Raw genomic sequence first — 17370 nt, 5'->3', positions numbered from 1 at the left:
GGCGACCGCCCGCGGCGGTGGCCCCGGCAGGGCGGGTGGCCCCGTTCTCAGGCCGCCGCTGCCGGCGCCAGCACCCGCAGGGCCCGGGGTGCGACGTCCAGCGTGTACCGCGTGGCGTCGCCGGAGCGGACCAGGTCGCCGTCGTACTCGAAGAGCAGCGGGCGGCCGTCGGTACGTTCCAGGACGATCCGGCGGCCACGGGCGTAGACCACGCCCTCACGGCCCACATGCCGTCCCTCGCGGGCCAGCTGGAGCAGTTCGGGGGTGGGCAGGGCGGTGCCCGCGACACAGACGTCGAGGAGGCCGTCGTCCAGGACGGAGTGCGGGCAGGCCATGAAACGGCCGGCCCGGTAGCGGCCGCCGCCCACGTTGGCGCAGACCGTGTCGCCGGAGTGGACCTCGGCGCCGTCCACGGTCACCCGGCCGGGATAGGGCGGGAACCCGGTGTGCAGCGCGTCGAGCAGCGCCTTCTCGTAGCGTTCACGGCCGCGTGCCGCGCTCCCGCGGGCCCCGCCAGGGTTCAGTGTCTGCGCCGCGAGTCCGGTGGAGGCACCGAGCAGTGCGGTGCCGCCGGTCTCCGCCACCCGGATCAGGTCCACCTGCCGTACGCGGGGCGCGGACAGGGCGGCCTCCAGGGCCGGCTGCCAGGGACGGTCCGACCACAGCTCGCGGTAGAGGGAGTTGCCGCTGCCGCCGGGCAGGACCAGGAGGGCCGGGTGCTCGGGGGAGCCGGCCAGGCCCGTCATCAGCTCGTGCGCGGTGCCGTCGCCGCCCAGCGACACCAGTACGTCGGGGCCGCCCGGACCGGTGGCCGCCCTGGCGAGTGCGCGGGCGTGGCCGGGATGCCGCGTCAGGATCAGATCGACGGCGGGACCGGCCTCCCGGACCAGCCGCAGCACCTCGGCGGTGGTGTCGGCCGAGTACGACCCGGCGGCCGGATTGGCCACGATCAGAACGGACTTGGGAACGCTCATCGGCGGACTCTCCGACGCGATCGACGGCAGTGTGACGACAGCTGCGACCACAGCTGTGACGGCAGCAGGGACGGCAGCAGGGACTGTCCTGGCGGAGAGGGCAGGATTCGAACCTGCGTGGGCTTGCACCCGAACCGGCTGACGCCGGCACCCCGTTGGGCCGCTGCGGGCACCTCTCCCGGTGGATCTCGTGGACCCCGTGGAACCTTTACGAGTCCGATGCTGCCGCGGACCGCTGAGACGCCGCTGAGACGGGGCTGAGATCAGCCACCCGTCCGCGGTCGGGGGGCGGCGGGCGCCGGTGGCGAAGGCACGGGCGGGCCGCCGAGACCGCGGTGCGTCAGCTCCCGTACCGCCGTCACGACCGCTTCCGGGTCGATGTCCTCACCGCGGCTGATCATGTCGTCGAGGAGGCCGTCCGCCGCGTAGAACAGCATCCGGCACACCAGGCGGATGTCGCAGGCCTCGAACGCCCCCGCCCGCGCGCCGCGTTCGACGAAGTCGCCGACCAGGTCCACCACCCGCCGGTTCGAACTCCGGCACAGGTCGAGGGCCTTGGCGTTCGCCGAGCCGTAGACGATCCGGTGCAGTTCCGCGTTCTCCACGGCGTGCTCCACCAGGGCGCGGAGCAGTCGGTCCAGGGTCGGCCACCAGTCCTCGCTCTCCTCCAGCCGCTCCCGGGTGGCCTGCAGGAACCCGTCGACGTACTCCTCCCAGATCGCGCCCAGCAGCTGGTCCTTGGAGTCGAAGTACAGATAGAAGGTGCCCTTGGCGACCTCGCCCGCCTCCGCCAGCTCGGCGACCGTCGCCGCCTCGAAGCCCTTCTCCCGGAAGACCTTCGCCGCACCCCGTACCAGGGCGGCCCTGCGGTCCTCGGGACTCCTGGTGACCCGCTTGCGTCGTGTGACAGGTGGTGCCATCAGATCGCCTTTTCTGTAAGGGAGTCGACTGACCGACGGTCATTCCGCGTTGACTGACTGACCGTCGGTCATTTACCTTCTCACGCAAGCCCCGCTCCGGCCCCTCACGGTGAGGACCCGCAATGAGCGACGCACCACGCGCGACCGGTGCGCGGACCGCGCACCAGCGGGCCACGCACCGCCCGACCACGCACCACCCGAAGGGCCTGCTCCTGTCCTTCGTCTGTTTCGGCGTGTTCATGGTCTACCTCGACGCCACCATCGTGAACGTGGCGCTGCCGGAGATCCAGCGCGACCTCGACGCCGACCTGACCGGACTCCAGTGGGTGGTCGACGCGTACGCCCTCGCCTTCGCCTGTCTGCTGCTCACCTCGGGGACCGTCGGCGACATCATCGGCCGCAAACGGCTGTTCCTCGGCGGTCTGGTCGGCTTCACGCTCAGCTCGGTCCTGTGCGCGCTGGCCGCCTCGACGGAGACCCTGCTGCTCGGGCGGGCACTCCAGGGCGTGTGCGGATCCATCATGATCCCGGTGTCGCTCGCGCTGGTCTCGGCGACCTACACCGAACCGGCCGCCCGCGCGAAGGCCATCGGCATCTGGGCCGGGATCGGCGGACTCGCCCTGTCCGCCGGGCCGTTGGTCGGCGGAGTGCTCGTCGACACCGTCGGCTGGCAGTCCATCTTCTGGGTCAACGTACCCATCGGCGTGCTGGCCACCGCCGTACTGGCCCGGCTGCTGACCGAGAACCGCGGACCGCGCGCCCGGCGTCTGGACCTCGTGGGCCAGCTGCTGTTCGTCGTCGCGATCGCCTCACTGGCGTACGCGCTCATCGAGGGCAACAGCGAGGGCTGGGCCTCCGCGCCCATCGTCGGCGCCTTCGCCGCGTCGGGAGCGGCACTCGTGGCCTTCGTGGTGTGGGAGCTGCGGCAGACCGAGCCCATGCTGCCGCTGAAACTGTTCCGCAAGCCGGTCGTGGCGGTCGCGGGAGTCGTCAACTTCCTCAGTCTCTTCGGCCTGTTCGCGGCGATCTTCCTGCTCACCCTCCATCTGCAGAGCGTCCAGGGACTGAGCAGCATCGAGACGGGCCTACGGTTCCTGGCGCTGACCGTGCCCATCATGATCGCCTCGTTCGCGGCGAGCGTCGTCGCCGCCAGAACCGGACCGCGTGCCCCCATCGTGGGCGGCTCGCTCCTCTCGGCGGCCGGTCTGTACGGCCTCACCGTCCTCGACGCCGACAGCGGCTTCGGCGCCTACTGGTGGGCACTGGCCCTCCTCGGTGTCGGCGTCTCCTTCACCGGCGCGCCCGCGACCGTCGCCCTGCTCGGGGCCGTACCGCCCGAGCAGGCCGGCACCGCGTCCGGGATCTCCAACACGTTCCGCCAGGTCGGCGCGGTCTTCGGGGTGGCGCTCGCGGGGGCGCTGCTGCTGCGCCATCTGCGGGACGCGCTGCCCGGCGCGCTCGCCGGGGTGCCCATGCCGCAGGACGCCCGCGACCGTGCGTACACGCTGCTCAGCGACGGCGACCTGTCCCGCACCGACGCCCTGCCGCCCGCGCTGCGACAGCCGGTCCTCGACGCGGTGGGACCCGTCTTCGTCGACGGCATGCACCTGGTGATGCAGGTCGCGGCGGCCGGCACACTCGTCGGCGGGCTCTGCGCGCTGCTGCTCCTCGGGCGCGGAGCGGGGCGGGTCGCCGCTGACGCCCCGGCCGCGTCCGAGGTCGCCGAACCCACCGGGGCGACGACGGGACACGCCCGGTGACCTCCGCAACCGCCGGCGCCCCCGGCGGTCGCACCCTGATCCGGCGGCTCGCCGACTGGGCGAGCGACCTGGAACTCGACGACGCCCCCGACCGGGTCGTCGCCCACCTCAGGAGCCAGCTCCTCAGCCAACTGGCCGCCGCCCGCACCGGCTACGCGCATCCGCTCGGCAGGCGGATCGCCCGCGCGTACGGCGGACCGCTCCAGCCGGACCCCGCGCGCGCGGCCGTCTCCCTGGCGATGGCCGCGATCTGCCTGGACCACGACGACACGGCGTACGCGGGACACCTCTCGCACTCCTGCGTGACCGTGCCCGTGGTGTACGCGCGGCAACTGCGCCTCGACGGACGCCAGTTGCTCACCGCGATCCTGGCCGCCGACGAGAGCGCCGCCCGGGTCACGGCCGCCGCCACCCTCGGGCCCTTCCGTGGCCAGGCCGCCGCGCACACCCACCTCGCGGGCACGGTCGCCGGCCGGCTGAGAGCCCTCGACGCACCCGCCCGCGCCTGGGTGAACGGGCTCGGCCTGGCCTTCTCCGTACCCCCGTGGACCCTCACCCCCGGCTTCCTGTCCACCGACGCCAAGGGGTTCGCGGCGGTGGCGCCGATCCAGACCGGCCTCGCCGCCTGCGACGGGGCCCTGGCCGGACTGCGCGGACCCGCGGACGTACTCGAACACCCGGAGGGGTTCCTGCGCCGGTACGCGGACGTGCCGCTGCCCGAGGAGGCGGTGGCCGGTTTCGGCACGCTCTGGCACACCGAGACGCTCTCCTACAAGGTCCACCCGGGCAGCGCCTACATCGGCGCCGCCGTCGACTGCGCGGTGGACTGCGCGGCGGAACTCCGGGCCACCGGCGCGACCCCCGACGACATCGCCGAGGTCGTCGTCGCAGGGTCCCTCCTCACCAGCGGACTCGACCGGGCCTCCCGGGCGCGGCACATCGGCCCGAACGCGAGCGTCGCCGCACTCAACTTCTCCCTGCCCTACAACGTGGCCACCGCCCTGCTCACCGGCGACCTCGACCCCGCGGATCTGATGCCCCCCGCCGTCGAACGCCCCGAGCGCTGGAAACTCGCGGCGAAGGTACGCACCGTCCACGACCCGCGGCTGAGCCGGGCCGCGCTCCTGTCGACCGCGCCCCTGGGCCAGGCCCTGCGGCGCGCGGGCGAACACGCCGACGCCTGGGTGCGCGCGGCCGACGAACGCGCCGCCGACCTGCTGCCCCCGGCCTGGCTGGCCCCCGAGACCGACTTCCGCTTCGCGACCAAACGCCTGGGCGCGCGCGTGACCGTACGGCTGCACGACGGGCGCGAGCTGACCGCCCACCGGGCGCAGGCCGTCGGGGCCGTGGGCGGCGGGGAGCACGCGGCAGCGGCCCGCGAGAAGTTCCTGCGCAGCGGAGGGCATCCCGAAGTCCCGCACATGGTGGCGGAACTGACCGACCTCGACGCGGGCGGGGTCGCACGACTGATCTCCCTTGCGCTGTCCGGAGCGGCGGACGAGGCGCAGGCGGAGATCCTCCGGGGCGAACGGCGGCGCCCCAGGCGGGGTCGGCGGACCATCTCGGTGGACACCCGTGCGTTGGAGGGGGCGTACGGGCGTCTACTGGGGTCCGCCGACTCCGTCCCCGACCGTGTACTGGCCGAACTCGCCCTGCAAGCGGGCGCGTTGGCGGTCTCGGGGGTGCTCTCCGAGGTGGCGGCGCCGGCCGTCGACGCGGTTCTCGCCTCGGCGCCCCGGGACGTGCTCGTCGACCTGGTCCGCCGCAACGCCGCCCATCTGCTCGGCGTGCTGGACCGTATGCCCGCGGGCGACGAAAGCCTCTGGTCGCGGGTCGTCGAGGAACTCCGCGACCACGTCGAGCGCGCCGCGAAGAGCGCGGAGACGAACGGGGAGACGAGCGCGGCAAAAAGCGCCGAGACGAGCGTGGAGAAGAGTACGGAGACGAGTGCGGAGAACGTCCATGGCGGATGACACGCACGCTCCGTTCCGCACTCCTCCCACGGAGGACGACGACCCGCGCTGTCTGCGGCCCGGCGAGGCCGTCGCCGCCCTCGCGGACGCGCCCTGGCGCCGGGTCGTGATCCTGGGGGAGTACGAGTCGCGTCCGGCGCGGGCCGCCGTCGTACCCGGCTACCGTGCGGTGAGCTGGAGCGACCGGGTGTCCGGCGCGCTCCGGGCGGCGCACCCCGATCTCGCCTGCCGTGCCGCACGCGGCCGCAAGGACCTGTCCCTCTTCGAGATGCGTTCCCGGCAGGTGCTGGCCGCCCTCGTCTTCCGCGGCGACCTCGCGCTGATCTCGTGCGGCGGCCCCGAGTTGCGGCAGGCGGCGTTCGACCTCGACTCCGTCGAGATCGAACTCAGCCGCATCCTGGACTCCCTGCGGGGCGCCACCTACCGCCACGCCGTCGTGATCAGCCCCTTCGACCGGTCCACGGCGGGCGGACCACCGGCGGACCCCGCCTCCGCCGCCCGGGCGGACGCCGTGCGCGAGCGTCAGCTCCGGCTGGTGCAGCGCATCGCCCTGGTGACGCTGCACCACGCGGCGCAGCACGTCGACCTGATGCGCCACCAGCGCGGACTCGATCCGCGGACCCTGTGGGCGCCGGGGCCGGGCCGGCTCAGCAGCAGAGGGCACGCGGTGGCCGCCGCGGCCGTGGTACGGGCCCTCGCGCGCCGCCAGCCCTGAGCCGGGGGGCGTGTGTCAGACCGCCTCCGGGAGGCCCATGTACGCGAGCCGCCGGGACTGCATCTCCTCCGACCACCGCAGTGCCGTGCCGACCCGCTCCTCGACGGTCGTGTCCACCAGCCGCCGCCCGGGCCAGATCTCGTGGTCGCCGACCAGTCCGGCGTGCTTGTCGAGCCCTTCCTGGAACAGGGCCTCGCGGCGCAGCACCATGTCGGTGACGGGCAGCTCGCTCCACAGCCGCCGCCCGCGGACGATCAGGTCCAGGATCCGCGGCCGGTCCTCTGGATGGGCGAGGAGATGCTCGCGGGCGACGGAACTGCCGACCGTGAGATGGCGTATCTCGTCGATGCCCGCGCCCCGCTCGATGTCCGAGACCGCCGGGTCGAAGATCCGCCACTTGCGTTCGCTCAGCTCGGCGGCCGGCGCCAGCACGCCCTCGACGAGGATCGTCAGCACGACCACACCGCCGATGAAGTCGCCCTCGTCCCGCAGGACGCGCAGGCCCAGTTCCTCCAGCGGGGCGAGGACCGCGTCCCGGTCCGCGCCCGCGAGCCGCTCGACGTCGGCGGTCAGGTCCGTGACCCCGAGTGCGGAGAGATGGTTGCGGAACACCATGGAGTGCCGGGCCTCGTCGATCAGCTGGGTGGCGTAGAACTCCATCGTCTCCAGGGACGGCGCCAGCGCGACCAGGTACGAGATGGCCCGGGTGGCCTTCTCCTCCGCGATCGAGCGGAAGGCCAGCTCCTGGGTGAGCGCCGCGTTCAGCGGGCCAGGCTCACGGGTGATGTCGAGCGGCACGACGTCCGGTGCGTGTCCGGCGATCCGCCCGCGCAGGGTGCCCTGGGGCACCGCGCTCAGCCAGTACCCCAGATCGCAGTCGGCGGCGGTCAGTTCGAGGCTCATCGCGCCCTCGACGAGCGAGGGCGCGTTCTCCCAGTCGGCCTCGGCCGGAACGGCGGTCGTGCCGGTGCTGTCGGTCATGCTCTGCTCCTGTCGTGGGTGGCACTCGTGGGCAGGGTGTTCAGCAGGGGTGATCCGGTGCCGGCCCGGGAGGTCAGGACACGGGCCAGCACCAGTTCGTGGTCGCCGACCGGCACGGTCCGCTCGACCCGGCACTCCAGCCAGCCCACCGCGTCGCGCAGCAGCGGGGCGCCGCAGGCCGAGCGGCCGTCCCACAGGCCGGTGGTGTCCGGCAGGTCCCAGCCGTCCGTCCGGTCGGAACGGGCGAAGCGATGCGCCAGCGGGGCCTGCCCGTCGGACAGCGCGTTGACCGCGAAGCGGCCCGGGCCCAGCAGGGTCGCCAGCCCCCTGCTGCCCCGGCGCAGGGCGACGGACACCATGGGCGGGTGCAGCGAGGCGACGCACAGGGTGCTGACCGTGACGCCGTGGGCCTGTCGCGCCGGGCCGCACGTCAGGACGGCCACCCCGGCCACGGACCGCCACACCGCCGTGCCCTCGCGCAAAAGGCCCGTGCCGGTCATGTCGCCCTCGCGTCGAACCGGTCGGCGAGCCGCCGCCCCTCGTCGGCCGCGTCCACGCTGTCCGGGGACAGCGCCGCGTACTCGGCGCGAAATCGCTCGTACGCCGGATGCGTCTCCGGTTCGAAGCGCAGCCCGAACGGCTTGAGGAAGTTCCCGAACAGCGCCCGGTCGCCGAAGAGATGGATCGGCAGCACCAGCAGCGCCCACTCCGCGCCGAACAGCCAGATCCACGCCAGGGCCACCAGGCCCTGGGTGACGAGGCTGTGCATCACGTTGTAGAGGACGTGGTACGTCCGCGGGATCCGCCTGCCCCCGGCCCGCCGGTGGGCGATCGCCCCCGGCAGGTAGCCGATCAGGTCGATGTACACGAACAGCGCGAGCGCCGGCAGCCATCGCACCTCGTCCAGGTGGGCCAGGAACAACGCCGTGGCGACGACGAGACCGAGCCCGTACTCCAGGCGGATCAGCCGGTAGGTGACCGGTGTCTCGAAGAGGTTGTGCGCGTCCATCAGGCGGCCACCGCGGGTTCGGGCCCGCCGGCCGCCTCGGGCCCGCCGGCCGCCTCGGGGCCGACCACCGTCGCGTCGGGGAACAGGCCCGTCAGGACGGTCGCGATGGTCTCCTTGAGCACCCGCGCGGCCACCGGGTCGAGGATTCCCGCGAGGCTGGGGATCCCGAAGTCGAACTCGGCGGCGAAGTCGATCAGGCAGTCCGCGCCGACCCGCACCCGCCAGCTGCCGGTGAACTCCTCGAAATCGCCGTGCAGTTGGCGGAAGGCGATCGTCAGCCGTTCCTCGTCGAACCGGTCGGCCTCCGTCCAGCGCAGGATGCCGTTGCGGAAGTGCACCGCCCAGTCGCTGTGTTCCTCGCCATCCGGACCTTCACGGACCGTCACCGACCGCACCACGGGCGACAGTTCGGGATAGCGGGCGAAGTCCCGGACCCGCCGGTACGCCTCTTCGGCGCCGACACCCCCGGTCCGTACGGTCAGTTGAGCGCTTCGCATGTCGTCACGTCACCTTCCATAGCGGGCCGACTGCGCACGGCAGGCCCGGTCGAGCGCTTCGTAGAGGAAGTCCAGGTCGCCGCGGGTCAGCACGGCGGGCGGTGTCAGCCGCAGGACCAGATGGGAGTTGAGCGAGTGGTTCGCGACGACCCCGTGCTCGATCAGCTCGATGAGGAGGTCGCCCGCGGGCCCCGGCTCGGCGAACTCCACGCCCAGCAGCAGGCCCCGGCCGCGCACCTCGCGTACCGCGCTCCCGTAGTGGGCGCGGACGATCCGCCCCAGCACGTTGAGGATCTCGCCGCCCAGCACCCGCGCGCGGTCGACCAGTTCGTCCTCCTGGATCGCCGCGAGGGCCCCGCGCGCGGCGGCCATCGCGAGGGGCGCGCCGGAGAACGTCGAGGTGTGCAGATACGGGTCGCGGTCGAGCACCGAGAACGCCTCCGGTGTCGAGAGCACCGCCGACACGGGGACCACCCCGCCGCTCAGCCCCTTGCCGACCAGCATCAGATCGGGGCGGACGTCCTCGGCGTCGGCTCCCCACCAGCTGCCCAGCCGGCCCATACCGGTCTGGATCTCGTCCAGGACGAGCAGCGCCCCGTGTGCGTCGCACAGCCGCCGCACCTCCCGCAGATAGCCGGGCGGCGGGATCACGACCCCGGCCTCGCCCTGCACCGGTTCGACGAACACGCACGCCTCGCCGGGCGCCGCAGCCAGTGCCTCCCCGAGCGGGGCGGTGTCCCCGTACGGCACATGCGTGACGTCGGGCAGCAGCGGCCGGAACGGGTTCTGGAAGACGTCCTTGCCGGTCAGGCTCAGCGCCCCCATGGTCTTGCCGTGGTAGCAGGACTCCATGGCGATCAGCCGGGTCCTGCCCCGGGTGCGGGCCACCTTGATCGCGGTCTCCACGGCCTCCGCCCCCGAGCCCGCGAAGTGCACACGCTCCAGGCCCGGCGGGGCCACCGCCACGAGCGCGTCCGCGGCGAGGGCGGCCTGCGGCTCCAGGAAGAGCCGGGTCGCCACCGGGTGGGAGTGCAGCTGCTCGCTCACGTACCGCAGGACGGTGGGATGCCGGGCGCCGGTCAGGAAGACGCCGTAGCCGCCGCAGTTGAGGAACCTGCCGCCGTCGGCCGTGGTCACCCAGGCGCCCTCCGAGGCGACCTCCACATGGCCGCCGAACATCTCGCCGAGGGTGGCCCGGCCCTTGCTCAGCCGGGCGCGGTACAGCCGGCCCAGCTCCTCCCGTGCGGTCGTCGCGGGTGCGACGGTCATGATGGTCCCCGCCTCACGCGAGCCGCAGCGGACTGCCCGCCACGTGCTCCAGATAGGGGGCGGCGAAGCTCGCCCGGGACGGTGGATGGAAGCCGAGCCCGTGCGAGACGGCGGCGAGGTACGCGACCTCGGACGAGGAGATGAAGGCCGTTCCGCCGAGCATCTCGACCGCCCGCCGCACCGCCTCGCCCAGCGCGTCCTGCGCCGCGAACCGTGCCACCAGCGCCTTGCCGAGCGCCTCGTCGTCGCTCTCGCCGTCCCGCAGCATCCGGGCGACACCCTCAAGGAGCAGATTGGCCGTCTCCAGCCGCGTCACCAGGCCGGCACGGTCCGACGTGCTGTGCTCGCGTACGAGGGCACGCTCGACCAGTGCGCCGGCCGCGCCCGAGTAGCAGGCGGAGATGAGCAGTTCGAACCAGAGGAAGCCGGTGGTCTGCAGTTCGTCGAGCCGGCCCGGTTCGGCGGCGGCCGTCCGCATGAGCAGCTGCTCGTCCACGAGGACGTCGGTCAGCCGCACCTCGTCGCTCTCCGCCCCGGCCAGCGCCCAGCTCTTCCAGAAGGGGTGCACGCTGATGCCCTCGCTGGCCCGGGGCAGGAGCATCACCGCGAGCTCCGTACCCTCACCGCCGCCGTCGCCGTCCTTCGTGGGCAGTGCCACGCTCGCGGTCAGCAGGTCCATCGACGCGGAGAGGCTGCACGGCTTCTTGCTGCCGTTGACCAGATAACCGCCGTCGACCGCCTTCGCCCGGACCGTCGGGGCGAGGATGCCCTGCCCCGGCCGCCCCTCGGCGAACCCGGAGGCCACCAGCAGGCCCTGTTCCGCGATGCCTTCGAGCAGGGCCCACTCCATGCCGGAGCGCTGCACGCTGTCGGCGAGGGTGAACAGGGTGGCCACGGAGAAGTGGTGCATGGTCGTGGCGACCGCGAGGGACGGTGAGTGGGCGCCGACCGCGCGGACGACCGCGAGCGCCTGGAGCGGGTCGGCTCCGCCGCCGTGATACCTGGCAGGGATCACCAGTCCGGGACCCCCGCAGGCCCGGAAGTGGTCGAGAGCGGGGCTGCCCGGCGCTTCCAGTTCGGACAGCGGGATGTCGTCGAGCTTGTCGAGCAGGCCGGGGAGAAAGGCCTCGCAGGTCTCCCGGGCGTGGTCCATCGAACGCATGGGTTCCTCGAACTGTCGTATGTCTGGGTGTTGGTGAATGACCGTCAGCGTGCTTTTGCGGCAGCCGCGTTGGCGCGTTGGCGCTGTGGCGCGATCAGGCCGCCGGTCGGTCGCCGGTGCCGAAGACCGCGTCCCGGGGGCGGATCCCGCCCGGGGAGACGCTGACGCCCTGGACGTGCGTGGTGCGCAGGGCCGGGTAGTTGGCCTCGCCGAACACCCCGCCGGTCAGCCCCGTACCGCCGTGCGAGGGCAGATAGGGCAGGAACCCGATGTGCGAGTCGTTGACCTTGAGCAGGCCGCCCTCGGTGACACGGTCGACGAAGCGGTCGACCACCTCGCGGTCGGCGGCCCACAGGGAGTTGCGCAGCCCGTAGCCGGTGCTGTTCACGAAGTCGATGAACTTCTCCAACAGCCGCTCGTCGTCGTCCGGTTCGGCCACGATCACGGGCAGCAGCGGGAAGAAGGTCTCCTGGCTGACGGCCGTCATGCGCCGGGCGTCCGTCAGTCCGCGGACGAGGACGACGGTCGGCTCCAGGAAGATGCCCGCCGGGTCGCGCGTACCGTCGACGAGCATCGCGTGCCCGCCGCAGACCAGCTCGGCGCCCTGCAGCAGGGCGTCGTCCAGGCAGTCGAAGAACTTCTCGTTGCGCAGCACCGGTGTGAGCAGTACGTCCTCGTCGCCCGCGCGACCTGGCTTCACGAGCCGTGCCTGGCGCACCAGTTCGGCCAGCAGCGGCTCGGCGACGTCCGGATGGACCACGACCTGGTTGGGGATCATGCACAGCTGGCCCGAGCCGAAGAACCCCTCGGTCAGCGCCTCGGCGGCCAGCTCGACATCGGCGTCCTTCCAGACCGTCACCACGTCGTTGCCTGCCAGCTCCAGGATCGGCTTCTTGCCCGCGGCCACGCACCGGTCCTGGAAGCGGATGCCCGCTTCGCTGCTGCCGAAGTACATGATGTCGTCGACCAGCGGGCTGTCCAGCCAGGCGTTCAGCAGGGGAGCGGGGTCGCCGCAGACCACCCCGAGCGTGCCGGGGGGAGCGCCGACCTCGTCCAGCACCGGGGCCACCAGCTCCTGCAGCGCGTACATCACCCCGAGCGGTCCGCTCCTCGGGGCGCGGACGACCAGGGCGTTGCCCGCGAAGATCGCGTGCACCCCGAGCAGGGCGCTGGCCATCGGGGCGTTCTGCGGCGGGTTCAGACAGACCACACCGTCCGGCCTGCGGCGTACGGAGATCTCCCGTACGCCGTGCCGGAACTCCTGGTGCAGCTGCGAGTGGTAGAAGCCGACGGACTCGGGGCCCCAGCACTCCAGCATCCCCGAGACCTGCCAGCGGGCGAGCACCCGCGGATGCCCCTCCTGGACCAGGATCTCCTCGATCTCCTCGGCGCGTTCGGTGATCCGGCGGTGCAGCAGCGTGCACACCCGGTCGAGCCGGATCTCCAGCGGCACGGCGGCCCACTCGACGGCGGCCCGGGACGCGGCCTCCAGAGCCAGCCGCACCTCGTCGGGACCGGCCTTGGCGACCCGGCCGACGATCGAGGGCGGCAGTTCCCCGTCCGGGGCCTGGCCGCGTTCGAGGCGCCGCTTGAGCGTCAGGTTGGAGAAGGCGTCGTCGAGCAGCGCCGCCGCGTCGACCACGTACACCCAGTCGTCCCCCGTGACACCGCGCCCCCCGATGTACGAGCCGTAGCTCCGCGCGCCGGGACCCAGCCGCACCTCGTTCCCCTCACGCACTTCATTTCCCTCGCGCACTTCACGAGTCCCCGCCTGTATTCCGGTCACACCGGCCCCCCGATCGATCTCCCGCTGATTTCCCACAAACTTCCAGCCGGGGCTGAGAAGGGTCTGACACCGGACTGAGACGGGCGTTTCAGGAGGATCGAAGGTCGGGGCGCAAGGGTGGGGATTCGATGCGACGACAGGGGGACGGGATATGTCAACCACCCGGGAGACGGCGACATTCGACAGGGTTCTGTACGCGCTCGGCGAGTACGCGGAGAATTCCAGCGCGTTCCTCGCCCTGAACACCGGGAACGAGTACTTCACCCGGCCCGGGAGCGCGGGAGTGGTCGTCTTCCGGCGCGCTGGCCGCTATCTGATCCAGTTCGGCGGCCCTTTCGCGGCCGAGAGCGAGAGGCCCGGACTCCTCGCCGCCTTCCTCGATTTCGCCGCCGCACAGCGCCGGCGGGTCGTCGCCGTACAACTGCAGGGCGAGGACGTCGGCCTTTACGCCCGTGCCGGGTTCACCGTGAACCAGATCGGCTGCGCCTACGCGCTGGCGCTGCCGGACTTCACCCTCAAGGGCACCCGGTTCGTGAAGCTCCGCAACAAGATCTCGCGGGCCCGGCGGGCGGGCCTTGAGGTGGACGAGGTGCCGTTCGACGAGGTCGCCGACGAACTGGCGGCCGTGGACCGGCCCTGGCTGCGCGCCAAGGGGCGGCATGTGAAGGAGATCGAGTTCCTGGTCGGACAGCTCGGCGGACCTGCGCAGACCGAACGGCGGCTCTTCGTGGGGCGGATCGAGGGGAAGGCCGTCGCCTACATCTCGTACTCACCGGCGTACGGCAGGCACTCCGGGTGGCTGCACGATCTGACCCGCCGGGTGCCGTCGAGTACGCCCGGGGTCCTGGAGGCCGTCAACCTGCGGGCCATCGAGGTGTTCCGAAGCGAGGGCGCGCAGTGGCTGCACCTCGGGTTCACGCCCTTCACCGGGCTGTCCGAGGAGCACGAGACGGCCGCGGCCAGCGCGCTGACCGGCCGTTTTCTGCGGTTCCTCGCCGACCACGGGGAGCGGGTGTACCCGGCGGCGAGCCAACTGGCGTACAAGGAGAAATGGGCGCCCGGGCTGGTGCTCCCGCAGTACCTCGCCTTCCACGGGCGGGCCCGGGCGGGTGCGGTGTGGCGGCTGCTGCGGGTGACGAAGTCGGTGTGACGTACGGCGATCGACGGTGGTGGGGGCGGTGTCGTCGCCGGGTGGGCCCCGGCGGCGGCACCGCCCCGTGCGGGGTGTTCCTCAGACGGTCAGCGGTTCCCGTCGCAGCACCCTCTCGAACTGCTCCCGCAACGCGTCCCCCGGCTCAAGACCCAGGTTGTCGGCGAGCCGCCGCCGGGTGCGGTGGTAGACGTCGAGTGCCTCCGCCTGCCGTCCCGACCGGTACAGCGCGGTGATGAGCTGCTCGCAGAAGCGCTCGCGCAGCGGATAGCGCGCGTGCAGCGGATGCAGCTCCGTGACGATCTCCCGGTGCCGGCCCAGCCGCAGCTCGGCGTCGAAGAGATACTCGTACGCCGTCAGTCGGGTCTCGGTGAGCCGGGTGTACGCCATCCTGCTGATCAGGCCCTGCCCGGTGTCCAGCAGGGCCGGGCCCCGCCACAGCGCGAGCGCCTGGTTCAGCAGCGGGATCGCCTGTCCGGGCGCGGACCTGTGGAGCGTGGCCGCCTGCCGGGTCAGATTGCAGAAGAGCGAGGCGTCGATGTCATTCTCGGGCAAAGAAAGCATGTATCCGAAACTCGATGTGCGGATCAGATCACGCAGATTGTCCTTCCCGGTGTGCGTGTCAATGATGCGGCGAAGACGGGCGACATGACCGTGCAGGGAGTTCTCCGCATTGCGCGGGAGATCCTCGCCCCACAACTCGTCGATCAGATCACTGCGTGACACCGGCCTGTTGGGTGAGAGTGCCAGTGCGGCCACAGTCGCCCGGAGTTTCTCGCCGGGCAGACGCAGAGTGACGGGGCCATCCGTGAGTTCTAATGGCCCGAGCAGACGAACCTTCAATTTTTCCCCCGTGGTTCAAGCGTGTACGAACACGTGAGGGAAGGGTAATTCCGACTTTCGGGCGGAGCAATGCGGTTGTCGCAGAGGTGAGGCGTCCCACTGTCCGCGGTGTCATCGGCCTTTTCCGCCCCGTGCGTCCCGTGCCCTTCGCGGTGGCGCGATGGTGTTCTCCGGTTCCGCCCGGTGGCGGCGGTCAGTATGGCGGTCAGCGGTTCCGGTAACCGCGCAGCTTTCGGTACAGCGTGGCGCGGGCGATCCCCAGTGCCGCCGCCGCACGCGCCTTGTTGCCTCCGTGGCTGCGCAGCGCCGCCAGGATGGCGGTGCGCTCGGCGTGCTCCATCGGGGTCAGCGGCCGTGCCGGGGGTCCTTCCCGGACAGGGTCCGGCAGTTCGGCCCGTCGCACGGGTCCGACGATGCGCCGCCCGTCGGCCAACGCCCTTACCAGCTGGGCGAGTTCGGTGACATTGCCGGGCCAGGTGTGCCGCTCCAGGGCGTGCAGCGCGTCCAGGGTCCAGGTCAGGGGCGGCTCGCCCGGCGTGGGCCCCGGCGTCAGTTCCGCCAGCAACTCCCTGATGTCGTCCGGGCGTTCTCGCAGCGCCGGAAGCGTGACCGAGCGGACGGCCAGGCCGTCCAGCAGTCGCTGGAGGCAGGGGCCCGGGGGAGTGCCGGGCGTGTACGTGACCAGGAGGGGCGCGTGCGGGTGGGCTTCGAGGAGGGAGTCGAGCGAGGCGATGTCGGTCTGCGCGAGTCCTTCGGCGTGGCGCAGGAGGAGGGGGCGGTCGGGGGCCGGCGCCGCGGTCCGGCCGTCGGCCGACGGTCCGGCCCAGCCGTCGATCGCGGCTGCGGCCGGCTGCTTCGCCGCGTCCACGACCAGCGGGGCCGGTCCGCCGTGCGCGGCCAGCAACTCCCGTGCCAGGAAGGTCTTTCCGGTGCCGCGCTCGCCGGTGAGCAGCAGGGGCTCACGGGAGCGGGCCAGGTCCGCCGCGCGGCTCGTCGCGTGCCGCCAGGGGACGGAACGCCCGGCGGGCGCGGTGCGGGGCGGTCCGGCGGGCCGAGAGGGCGGCCCGACGGGCGGTTCGACGACGGCGACCACGCCGATGACGACGCCCTCGTGGCGTACCTGGGTGACGCACGCGGTGCCGGCGGCGTCGGGGAGGTCCAGGACGTACGGGGCGGGGCCGGCGGGGCTGTGTGGTCCGTGCGGGTCGTCCGGCGTGTGCGGCTCGGATGGTCCGGGCGCGGCGTCCGTCCCGTGCGGCCGGTTCGTGGCGGTGCTTCGCTCCAGGACCTCCAGCGCTTCCAGCGCCGACGGTGGCAGCAGTCCCGCCGCCGTCTCGTTGACCAGGCGGTTGCGGCCGTCCAGTGCCACGACCGCCGCGCCCGGCCGGGCGGCGGCCCGCTGGTAGGCGTCGAGCAGTACGCGTTCCGCCGTGCGCGACCGGGTCAGGAGTTCCGCCTCGACGGCCGCCGCCGTGGCCTCGGCGAGGGCGGCGCCGGGGTGCGGCGAACGCTCGGCGCACAGGCCCGACGCGACGGTCACCGTGCCGAGGACGCGGCCGTTCTCAGGCGCCAGCACCGGAACGCTCACAGCCGACACGTCCTGCCACAGGTCCAGGAAGTGCTCGGGGCCGTGCACCTCGGCGCGGCTCCGGCTGCGCAGGGCCAGCGCCGCGCTGTTGTGCCCGACCTCGCGCTCGGACAGGTCGGGGTACGTCTCGTCGTGCGGGGTGTTCCCGCCCGACCACAGGACCCGCAGGCGCTCGTCGGTGAGGACCACGGCCGACTGCCCGGAGGAGAGCGGGGGCGCCAGCCGTTCGAGCACCGGCCGGGCGGCGGTCAGCAGGGCGGAGCCCGCCGGGGGTGCGGGTCGGGTGGGCTCCGTGAGGTCGTGCGGTACGCCGAAGAAGCGGGCGCGGCGCCAGGCGGCGGCGATCTCGGGCGGTACGTCGTCGGGCAGCGGGAGCCCGGTCAGGAACCGCTCGCGTGCGTGGCGGAGCGGGGTGAGGGCGGGGGAGTCGTTTGCGGTGGTCACGGCGGTGTCCACGGTACCGGGTGTTGTTGAAGGGGCAACGAGGGGTGGCTTGGGGCTGTGGGGTCTGTGCGGGTGCGTGGGGGCTGGTCGCGCAGTTCCCCGCGCCCCTTGGGGGTGGGTGGTTTGGGTTGTGGGGTTTGTGCGGGTGCGTGGGGGCTGGTTGCGCAGTTCCCCGCGCCCCTTAGGGGGGTGGGTGGCCGGGGTTGTGGGGGCAGTGCGGGTGCGTTGTGGCTGGTTGCGCAGTTCCCCGCGCCCCTTGGGGGGTGGGGGTGGGGCGGGCGTTTGCGTTCGTGAGCGCG

15 protein-coding genes and 1 tRNA gene are annotated in these 17370 nt (G+C 72.7%); 4 read left to right on the top strand and 12 right to left on the bottom strand.

What is annotated here, in order from left to right; genetic code table 11:
• Positions 1–47 precede the first annotated feature (47 nt).
• The 3 genes from J8N05_RS27795 to J8N05_RS27785 all read right to left on the bottom strand — a co-directional run bounded on the left by J8N05_RS27795 (position 48) and on the right by J8N05_RS27785 (position 1894).
• Positions 48–974, bottom strand: a complete 927-nt coding sequence (locus J8N05_RS27795) for a diacylglycerol/lipid kinase family protein (RefSeq protein WP_210887432.1) — start codon at positions 972–974, stop codon at positions 48–50.
• 89 nt (positions 975–1063) lie between these two features.
• Positions 1064–1153: transfer RNA gene (locus tag J8N05_RS27790), tRNA-OTHER, on the bottom strand.
• A gap of 84 nt (positions 1154–1237) precedes the next feature.
• Positions 1238–1894, bottom strand: coding sequence for a TetR/AcrR family transcriptional regulator (locus J8N05_RS27785; RefSeq protein WP_210887429.1), 657 nt, complete (start codon positions 1892–1894; stop codon positions 1238–1240).
• Between the two features lie 122 nt (positions 1895–2016).
• Here J8N05_RS27785 and J8N05_RS27780 point away from each other — a divergent pair, with 122 nt between their 5' ends.
• The 3 genes from J8N05_RS27780 to J8N05_RS27770 are packed head-to-tail and all read left to right on the top strand — an operon-like array spanning position 2017 to position 6342.
• Positions 2017–3654, top strand: a complete 1638-nt coding sequence (locus J8N05_RS27780) for a DHA2 family efflux MFS transporter permease subunit (protein ID WP_210887426.1) — start codon at positions 2017–2019, stop codon at positions 3652–3654.
• The gene (locus J8N05_RS27775) at positions 3651–5627 is read left to right on the top strand and encodes an MmgE/PrpD family protein (RefSeq protein ID WP_210887423.1); all 1977 of its coding nucleotides are present in this window, start codon (positions 3651–3653) and stop codon (positions 5625–5627) included. Before J8N05_RS27780 ends, J8N05_RS27775 begins: the two co-directional genes overlap by 4 nt.
• On the top strand, positions 5617–6342 hold the full coding sequence (locus J8N05_RS27770; protein ID WP_210887420.1) for an SGNH/GDSL hydrolase family protein: 726 nt from the start codon (positions 5617–5619) through the stop codon (positions 6340–6342). The genes J8N05_RS27775 and J8N05_RS27770 overlap by 11 nt, the downstream gene beginning before the upstream one ends.
• Before the next feature lie 15 nt (positions 6343–6357).
• On the opposite strand, the gene J8N05_RS27765 is transcribed toward J8N05_RS27770, so the two are convergent.
• The 7 genes from J8N05_RS27765 to J8N05_RS27735 form a co-directional block, all read right to left on the bottom strand.
• Positions 6358–7323, bottom strand: a complete 966-nt coding sequence (locus J8N05_RS27765) for a ferritin family protein (protein WP_210887417.1) — start codon at positions 7321–7323, stop codon at positions 6358–6360.
• Positions 7320–7823: a flavin reductase family protein gene (locus J8N05_RS27760; protein WP_210887414.1), complete on the bottom strand. Its 504-nt coding sequence runs from the start codon at positions 7821–7823 to the stop codon at positions 7320–7322. Before J8N05_RS27760 ends, J8N05_RS27765 begins: the two co-directional genes overlap by 4 nt.
• Complete coding sequence (locus J8N05_RS27755) at positions 7820–8332, bottom strand: hypothetical protein (RefSeq protein WP_247706521.1); 513 nt, start codon at positions 8330–8332, stop codon at positions 7820–7822. Before J8N05_RS27755 ends, J8N05_RS27760 begins: the two co-directional genes overlap by 4 nt.
• On the bottom strand, positions 8332–8829 hold the full coding sequence (locus tag J8N05_RS27750) for a type II toxin-antitoxin system RatA family toxin (RefSeq protein WP_210887410.1): 498 nt from the start codon (positions 8827–8829) through the stop codon (positions 8332–8334). The genes J8N05_RS27755 and J8N05_RS27750 overlap by 1 nt, the downstream gene beginning before the upstream one ends.
• A 9-nt stretch (positions 8830–8838) precedes the next feature.
• Entirely contained in the window at positions 8839–10098 is a 1260-nt protein-coding gene (locus tag J8N05_RS27745) for an aspartate aminotransferase family protein (protein ID WP_210887407.1), read from the bottom strand.
• A 13-nt stretch (positions 10099–10111) separates the two neighbouring features.
• Entirely contained in the window at positions 10112–11260 is a 1149-nt protein-coding gene (locus J8N05_RS27740; RefSeq protein WP_210887404.1) for an acyl-CoA dehydrogenase family protein, read from the bottom strand.
• Positions 11261–11354: 94 nt separating this feature from the next.
• Positions 11355–12998 (bottom strand): aldehyde dehydrogenase family protein, encoded by a 1644-nt coding sequence (locus J8N05_RS27735; RefSeq protein ID WP_210887401.1) that lies wholly within the window; start codon positions 12996–12998, stop codon positions 11355–11357.
• A 199-nt stretch (positions 12999–13197) separates the two neighbouring features.
• Between J8N05_RS27735 and J8N05_RS27730 the strand changes: the two genes are divergently transcribed.
• Positions 13198–14196, top strand: coding sequence for a DUF2156 domain-containing protein (locus tag J8N05_RS27730; RefSeq protein ID WP_210887398.1), 999 nt, complete (start codon positions 13198–13200; stop codon positions 14194–14196).
• A gap of 81 nt (positions 14197–14277) precedes the next feature.
• Here the strand turns inward: J8N05_RS27730 and J8N05_RS27725 are convergent, their stop codons facing one another.
• Both J8N05_RS27725 and J8N05_RS27720 read right to left on the bottom strand, forming a co-directional pair.
• On the bottom strand, positions 14278–15039 hold the full coding sequence (locus J8N05_RS27725) for an AfsR/SARP family transcriptional regulator (protein ID WP_210887395.1): 762 nt from the start codon (positions 15037–15039) through the stop codon (positions 14278–14280).
• A 205-nt stretch (positions 15040–15244) separates the two neighbouring features.
• Positions 15245–17071 (bottom strand): helix-turn-helix domain-containing protein, encoded by a 1827-nt coding sequence (locus tag J8N05_RS27720; protein ID WP_210887392.1) that lies wholly within the window; start codon positions 17069–17071, stop codon positions 15245–15247.
• Positions 17072–17370: the final 299 nt, after the last annotated feature.

Origin of the sequence: Streptomyces liliiviolaceus, from assembly GCF_018070025.1 — a bacterium.
GTDB lineage: Bacteria > Actinomycetota > Actinomycetes > Streptomycetales > Streptomycetaceae > Streptomyces > Streptomyces liliiviolaceus.
Note: the sequence above shows the minus strand (reverse complement) of the source record. Positions and strands in the feature narration are given on the sequence as shown.